We start from the raw sequence: 7,316 nt of genomic DNA, 5'->3' as shown, positions 1-7,316 counted from the left end.
GACGCCGGCGAACAGCCCGGCGACGTTGGCGCTGCCGGTGACCGTGCCCACGGTGCCGCCGGACCACTGCATGTCGGGGTTCAGGTAGCTGGCGGCGTGGTCGCCGTGGTGCTCGTTGATGACGTCCTGGAGGAATGCTTCTACCACCCGCTCGTTCGCCCTGACGCTCCCGGCGCCGCTCCACGACGCCGTCGCCGCCTGGGTGCGGTGCCCGGGGGCGGCCGTCGCCGCGTTCGCGGCGGCGCCGGCGACTCCCAGGCCGGCGGCGGCGAGGGCCGCGGCCACGGCAGCGCGCTGCAACTTCCGCATGACAAGCTCCTTCATGCTCGGTCCTTGGACCTTGACTTGATCGTTCAAGTAGATGTGCCGGATATGCGCCCTTTTTCAGCAGGCTCCTAGAACGGGAACTGGCGCTCGCTGCTAGTGGTGTTGATCCAGATGACGTCGGTGAAGTCGGTGAGGCTGTCGGGGCCCGTCCGGCCCCAGCCGCTGTCGCGTACCCCGCCGATCGGGGCATGGATCTCCTCGTTTAGAGTCGGCGAGTTGATGTTGACGACGCCGTGCCAGACCTTCGGCGCCAGCTCGAAGGCCTTGTAGGTGTCGCCGGCGAGGATGGTGGAAGTCAGCCCGTAGTGGACGCGGTTGGCTACCGCGACCGCGTCCTCCGGGGTGTCGACGGCTTCAACGACGACCAGGGGACCGAAGGTCTCCTCGTTGGACGCGGTCGCCTCGTAAGGGACGTCGGTCAGGATGGTTGGCTCGTACACGAGCCCGCGGTGGGTGCCACCCGTGCGAACCGTCGCGCCGAGGGCGACGGCTTCTGCCACGCGCTGGTCCATGAGGTCCACGGCTCCCTGGTGAATGAGCGGCCCGATGATCGTGTGAGGATCGAGCGGGTCGCCGCACGGAAGTGCTTTGGTCCGGCCGACGAACTTTTCGAGGAAGTCGTCGTAGATCTTGCGCTGGATGATTATCTTGCGAGTGTTAAGGCAGATCTGACCCTGGTGGAGGAACGATCCGAAGGTCGCCGTCCGCGCTGCGTAGTCAACGTCGACGTCTTCGAGCACGATCATCGGGTTGTAGCCGCCTAGCTCCAGGACCGTCCGTTTGAGGGTCCGTCCGGCCCGTTCGGCTAGTACGCGTGCAGTCTTAACACCGCCGATCAGGTTAATGGCCCGGACCTCGTCGCTGGCGAAGAACTCGTCCGCGATCGGTCCGGCGGCGCCAGGGGCGTGCGGCACGATGTTCACGACGCCGGGCGGGAACCCGGCCTCTTCCACGATCTCGGCGATCAGGAGCCCGCCAGAGACGGGCGAGTACTCCGAGGGCTTCACGACGACGGTGCAACCCGTGACGAGGGGATTCAAGACCGCGCGCCACGGAAGGATCTGGGCTGCGTTCCACGGCGTGAAGCTGGCAACCACGCCGAGCGGACGGCGGATTGCGATCGAGTGGGTGTTCGGAGCGTTCGACACCAGTACCTCCCCTTTGGGGAGGTACACCCAGTTTGCAGCCTGCTCGAGGGCGGCCGTGAGGAGCTCCAACTGGCCGGCAGAGGCGAGGACGGTGCTGCCCGTCTCGCGGCCCAACATCTCGGCGATCTCCTCGCGACGACGGCGGATGATCTCGGCGATCTTGAAGAACAGCCGGGCCTTCTCCGCCGGCGGGGTGTCAGCCCACACGGGGAACGCGGCGCTCGCGGCTGCGATGGCGACCTTCGCTTCGTCTGCTCCGCAGTTTGGAGCGTGGGCATAGACATCGCCGGTATAGGGCTCGCGGTCGTCGAAGGCCGCGGGAGCGTCGCGCCAGTGCCCGTCGGCGTACCACTGGTAGGTGCGCGCGCCGCTGGGGGACGCGTTGGCGAAGGGGGTGGTGGTTGTAGTCACGGCGGCTCTCCTAACGTCCGGGCGACAGCGCGGCTCCGCTGTGACCTTGGGACTCGGTCACCTCGGCTGCGCTGGCGTAGACACGCTCATAGACGCGCTCGGCGACCATGATCGTGGTGAGGTTCGTGGCGCAGGACGGGATTTCAGGCAGGATCGAGGCGTCCACCACCCGCAAGCCGGCGAGGCCCTTGACCGCGCCGACCGCGTCGACGACTGCCCACGGGTCCCCCGGACCGCCCATCGGTACGGTGGATGTCGGGTGGGCGTAGGAGGCAAGGTTGCTTGCGATCACGTCGGGCAGGGCCTCGTCGGTGATGGCGTCGCCTGGAAGCATTTCCGCAGCAGTGAAGGGCGCGAACGCGTTGTTGCGGCAGATCGTCCGGGAGAGCGTGACCCCCTCCAAGAGCCGGCGTGCGTCACGGTCAGTCCCGAGGTAGTTGTTGTCGATCAGCGGCGCCTCGTCCGGGTCACGACTGGCCAGGCGGAGCGTCCCACGCGACTCAGGTTGCACGAGCGCGATCGCCACGACGATCAGCCCGCCGGTCGGGCTGAGCGCAGGGTCGAGGAGGTGAGTCGCGGCGATATGCAGGTCAAGCTCGTCGCCGATCGCCTCGCTCGATGCCGTCCACACCAGTGACCCGACAGCCGGGGTCATCTGCAGGTACTTCGGAACGAGGGCATAGACGTTCGGGAAGATCGGGTGGTCGTGCAGCCGCTGGCCGACCGGCAGGTCTGCGACCACCTCGATGCCGAGCGAGCGCAGGTCGGCCGCCGGGCCTACCCCGGAACGGAGCAGGATCGCGGCGCTGCCGTAGCTACCACCGGACACGATCACCTCGTCCGCCCGGTAGACGGTGCCGTTTGCTTCTGACACGCCGACGGCCCGCTCCCCGTCGAACAACACGCGGTCGACAGTGACCCCACCGAGAATGGTCAGGTTCGGCCGGCTCCGCACCTTCGCGGTGAGGTACACGAGCCCCGTGTTCTGCCGTACCCCATCGACCGCGTCGACGGGTACGGCGCCGGTGCCGTGCTGCTCGACGCCGTTGAAGTCGTCGACCCGCTTGAACCCATGGGCTACTGACGCCTTCAGGAAACCGAGCAGCGACGGGGTCAACTCCTCGTCGCTGCGCTGGCGCACCGGCAGCGGACCGGTGCGACCGTGATACGCGTCGTCGCCGGTCGGTGTGTTCTCCATCCGCTTGAATGCCGGCAGGACTTCGTCGAACGACCAGCCGTCCACGCCGCGCTCGGCCCACTTCGCGAAGTCGGCCGGCCGCGGTCGCATGGCCACCGTGGCGTTTACCGCCGAGCTCCCGCCGAGCACCTTGCCCCGAGGCGTTGGGATCTCCGGAGTGGACCCGGTGGCGTGCGAGGTGTAACCCCAGTCGTGACCGGGGTCCGCGACCACGTCGGCGTTGAGGAGTGCCCCCGGATAGGCCTCGGGGGCATACGCCGGCCCGGCCTCAAGCAGCAGCACAGTCCGCGTGGGGTCTTTGCTCAATCGCGTCGCGAGGACTGCACCGGCGGACCCTCCACCGACTATCAGGACACTGGCTGCATTCGGGGTGCCAGACATGGTTATCTCCGTTGTCTTTTCTGAGGTGGGCATTCCACGTTGGATTTGTCTTGCGCCGTCAGGACGACGAACTCGTCGTCGGCGACGTTCCGCGGCCAGGATGCTTCACACCGGCGCGGGATCGCATCCCTGGAGCCCGTAGTCCCTGGCGCGTGGAATGATTCGGTCATGGTCAGCACTCGCGCTAACCCGCCGGGTATGAGGCTGTACGGACGGCAAGGAGAGTGCAACACGCTCGACCGGCTGCTCGACGGCGCGCGTGCCGGTCAGAGCCGGGTGCTTGTCTTGTGCGGGGACGCGGGGGTCGGGAAGACGGCCCTACTCGAGTACGCGATCGGGTCGGCGTCGGATCTCAACGTGCTGCGAGCAGCAGGCGTGCAATCGGAGATGGAGCTCGCGTTCGCGGCACTGCAGAAGTTCTGTGCGCCGCTTCTCGGCTCACTCGACCGGTTGCCGGGCCCGCAAAGCGACGCTTTGCGAACGACTTTTGGACTCGACGCTGGTGCGGTCCCTGGGCGGTTTTTCGTTGGACTTGCGGTCTTGGGTCTTCTTTCAGATGCGGCTGACCAGGGCCCAGTCCTTTGTGTCGTTGACGACGCACAGTGGCTCGATCGAGCGTCTGCGGAGATGTTTGCGTTCGTCGCGCGAAGACTGTTGGCTGAGTCGGTGGTGATGCTCTTCGCGACGAGAGGACGCCTGGAACTAACCGCCGGCCTACCGGAGCTTGCACTCGAGGGGCTCACGGACGCCGACGCATGCGAGCTCCTGGCGTCCGTCGTCCCGGGGCGTCTAGACGAGCGAGTTGCAGCGCAGTTGGTGGCCGAGACACAGGGGAATCCGCTCGCTCTGCTCGAGCTGCCGCGCGGATTGACGGTGTCGGGGCTCGCCGGCGGCTTCGGTTTGCCGGGCGCGGTATCCCTTCAAGGGAGAATCGAGGAAAGCTTCCGTCAGCGGCTCGAGCTCATGCCACGCGACACGCAGAAGTTGCTGCTACTCGCGGCGGCGGACCCGGTCGGCGACCCTGCGCTTCTGAGGCGCGCCGCCCAAGACCTCAGGATCCCTGAGGCGGCCGCGGGCGCCGCCGAGACGGAAGGCTTGCTGAGACTGGACGGTGCAGTGGTGTTTCGTCATCCACTCGTGCGCTCGGCTGTATACCGGTCGGCCGACCCGAACGAACGGCGCGAGGTTCATCGCGCGTTGGCCGAGGCAACCGATCCGCAGATCGACCCCGATCGGCGGGCGTGGCACCGCGCCCAGGCGGCGTCACTGCCGGATGAGGAGGTCGCGACGGAACTCGAACAGTCGGCAGCACGGGCGCAGGCACGAGGAGGTTACGCGGCAGCGGCCGCGTTCCTGGAGCGAGCCACGGCGCTGACACCTCAGGAATCGCGCCGGTCCGGACGCGCGCTCGCCGCGGCGGGCGCAAAGGTAGAGGCTGGCGCGCTCGTTGACGCTCGACGCTTGCTGGCGACGGCGGAATCGGGAATTCTGACCGAGCTTGGCCGGGCGCGGGCCGTCCTGCTGCGTGGCCGGATTTCCTTCCTTGCAGCGCGAAGCACCGGCGCCGCCGCAGTGCTACTCGAAGCCGCCGAGCGGTTCCGGCAACTCGACCCCGATCTGGCCCGAGAGACGTACCTTGAGGCGCTGACGGCCGCTATTCATGCCGGATCGCTTGCCGGGCCGGGCGCAAGCGTACGCGAAGTGGCAGAAGCGGGACTTGCGGCACCACGAGCACTCAGGCCACGTGGACTGGACCTACTGCTCGACGGCTTGGCGGCGGCCTGTAGCGACTCGTATGCCGTGGCAGTGCCGATCTTGCGCGAGGCGCAGCGAGAAATCGTCAGCGGGATGTCTCAGACCGAGCAGCTGCGCTGGATGTATGGGGCGACGCTCTCAACACTGCTTCTTTGGGATGACGAAGCGTGGAAGCGACTCGCCGAGGGACACCTTCAGCTGATCCGCGAGACCGGAGCGCTCGGCGAGCTCCCGGATGCGCTTGGTCACTGCGGCCAGATGCATCTCTTCTCGGGTCAGCTTGCGGCGGCTGCCTCTTTCCAAGATGCTCTCCAGGAAGCGACGGAGCTGACCGGAAACCCGATCGCTCCGTACCTCGGAGTCTCAATCGTGGCAATGCGCGGCCGCGAGGCCGACGCAAGGCGCCTGATCGATCGCGTTCGGTCCGAGCTGATCGCCCGCGGCGAGGGGGCTGGCTTGGAGTTCACAGATTGGGCCGAGTCCGTGCTCTACAACGGGCTTGGACGCTACGACGAAGCGTTGGCGGCAGCGCGCCGTGTGCTTGATCAGGCGGACCTGGTTCCGGTGAACTGGGCGATACCCGAGCTGATCGAGGCCGCCGTACGAGTTGGAACTCCCGAGCTCGCCGCCGAGGCCGATCGGCGTCTGGCGGATCGCACCCGCGCTAGCGGGACGGATTGGGCACTAGGGATCGCCGCGCGCGCGCAAGCGCTTCTACTAGGCGAAGGGCTCGCCGAGAGCAAGTATCTCGAGGCGATCGAACGACTCGGAAACACGCGAATGGCGGTCGATTTGGCCCGTGCCCACCTCCTTTACGGCGAGTGGCTCCGGCGTGAGCGGCGTCGCTTGGACGCTCGTAAGGAGCTTCGAGCCGCCTACGAGATGTTCAGCGAGTTCGGGTTGGAAGCATTCGCCAACCGCGCTCGCGTCGAGCTGCTGGCAACCGGCGAGCAGGCCCGGAAGCGCACCATCGAGCCGCGAAACGATCTAACCCCGCAGGAGGCGGAGATCGCGCGGCTTGCCCGCGACGGTCTCTCCAACAGCGAGATTGGAGCGCGGCTCTTCATCAGCCATCACACCGTCGAGTACCACCTGCGCAAGGTCTTCGTCAAACTCGGCATCAGCTCGCGCACCAAGCTCGAAAAAGTCCTCCCGCGCGAGTCGAGCGACGCGTTGCTTCCCTAGTAGGGCTCGCGGCACCATCCAGCGCAACAACAACGATTAGGATCACGGTCAGGTAACGGGTCTGTCCGCTATGGGCTACCTCGTAGCCCGTAGCGTCCCGCAGCCGGTTACGAACGCCGACGCCGGGCGGCTGGGTCGGCGGCGGCGACGTGGCGTGCGACGGCCTCGGGTCCGGGGCGGGCGTAGCGCTCGAGGGACCGGACGGAGGCGTGGCGGGACCGGGCGAGCAGCATCGGGGTGCTGGTGCCGTCCTCGGCCTCGTGGGTGAGGAGGCTGTGCCGGAGCTGGTGAAGGGTCCAGCCGTGCACCTCCTCTAGCTCTTCGTGACTTGCGCTGGGGTTGGCCAGCGGGCGGGTCGCGAGCTCGAACGACTCAGCGGCCCGCCGGTAGGACAGCCTCGCTCGCCTGGTGACCGGGCACAGGTCGCCAGAGGCGACCGCGCGGCCCGGCTGGCGGGCGGTCAGGAACACAGGGCCCTCGCGCCGCCCGGCCAGCAGCCGGGGCAGCAGCATCGCGGTGCCGGTCTGCCAGTGGACCCAGTCGGTCGTGCCGCCCTTGGAGATGACGCGGCCGCGCTTGCTGGGCAGGTCGAGGTCGGGGACGTCCAGGCCGAGGATCTCCTCGGCGCGGGCCGCGGTCTCGTACAGCATCCGCCATAGCGCCTTGTCCCGCAGCGGGACGTCCAGCTTCCAGATGGCGGCGACCTGCGCGCGGGTCAGCGCCCGCGTGGTGTCCACCGGGACCTTCGGCCGCGCCCACCCGGCGGTCGGGTCGGCGGTGACCCAGCCGGCCTCCGCCCACCAGGCCAGCGCGGAGCGCAGCGCGGACAGGTGCCGTGCGCGGGTCGCCGGGGCGGGCTGGCCGAACGCGGCGGTGAACGCGGCCTCCAGGGCGCTGGCCACGGCCGGGGT

5 protein-coding genes are annotated in these 7,316 nt (G+C 68.0%); 1 reads left to right on the top strand and 4 read right to left on the bottom strand.

Annotation, left to right across the window (positions count from 1 at the left end; all coding sequences use genetic code 11):
- The 3 genes from VG869_17380 to VG869_17370 form a co-directional block, all read right to left on the bottom strand.
- On the bottom strand, positions 1–309 hold a 309-nt coding region (locus VG869_17380), incomplete at its 3' end, for a hypothetical protein (protein HEV3452960.1).
- Positions 310–395: 86 nt separating this feature from the next.
- On the bottom strand, positions 396–1,886 hold the full coding sequence (locus VG869_17375; protein HEV3452959.1) for an aldehyde dehydrogenase family protein: 1,491 nt from the start codon (positions 1,884–1,886) through the stop codon (positions 396–398).
- Positions 1,887–1,896: 10 nt separating this feature from the next.
- Positions 1,897–3,465: a GMC family oxidoreductase N-terminal domain-containing protein gene (locus tag VG869_17370; GenBank protein ID HEV3452958.1), complete on the bottom strand. Its 1,569-nt coding sequence runs from the start codon at positions 3,463–3,465 to the stop codon at positions 1,897–1,899.
- Positions 3,466–3,663: 198 nt separating this feature from the next.
- Between VG869_17370 and VG869_17365 the strand changes: the two genes are divergently transcribed.
- On the top strand, positions 3,664–6,405 hold the full coding sequence (locus VG869_17365; GenBank protein HEV3452957.1) for an AAA family ATPase: 2,742 nt from the start codon (positions 3,664–3,666) through the stop codon (positions 6,403–6,405).
- Between the two features lie 107 nt (positions 6,406–6,512).
- On the opposite strand, the gene VG869_17360 is transcribed toward VG869_17365, so the two are convergent.
- A partial coding sequence (locus VG869_17360; GenBank protein ID HEV3452956.1) for a site-specific integrase occupies positions 6,513–7,316 on the bottom strand: 804 nt, incomplete at its 5' end.

It is taken from the genome of Acidimicrobiia bacterium (assembly GCA_035948415.1).
GTDB lineage: Bacteria > Actinomycetota > Acidimicrobiia > IMCC26256 > PALSA-555 > PALSA-555.
Note: the sequence above shows the minus strand (reverse complement) of the source record. Positions and strands in the feature narration are given on the sequence as shown.

Coding starts and splice junctions, on each gene's coding strand:
- VG869_17370 (HEV3452958.1), bottom strand. CDS start 3,465: ATGTCTGGCACCCCGAATGCAGCCAGTGTCCTGATAGTCGGTGGAGGG.
- VG869_17365 (HEV3452957.1), top strand. CDS start 3,664: ATGAGGCTGTACGGACGGCAAGGAGAGTGCAACACGCTCGACCGGCTG.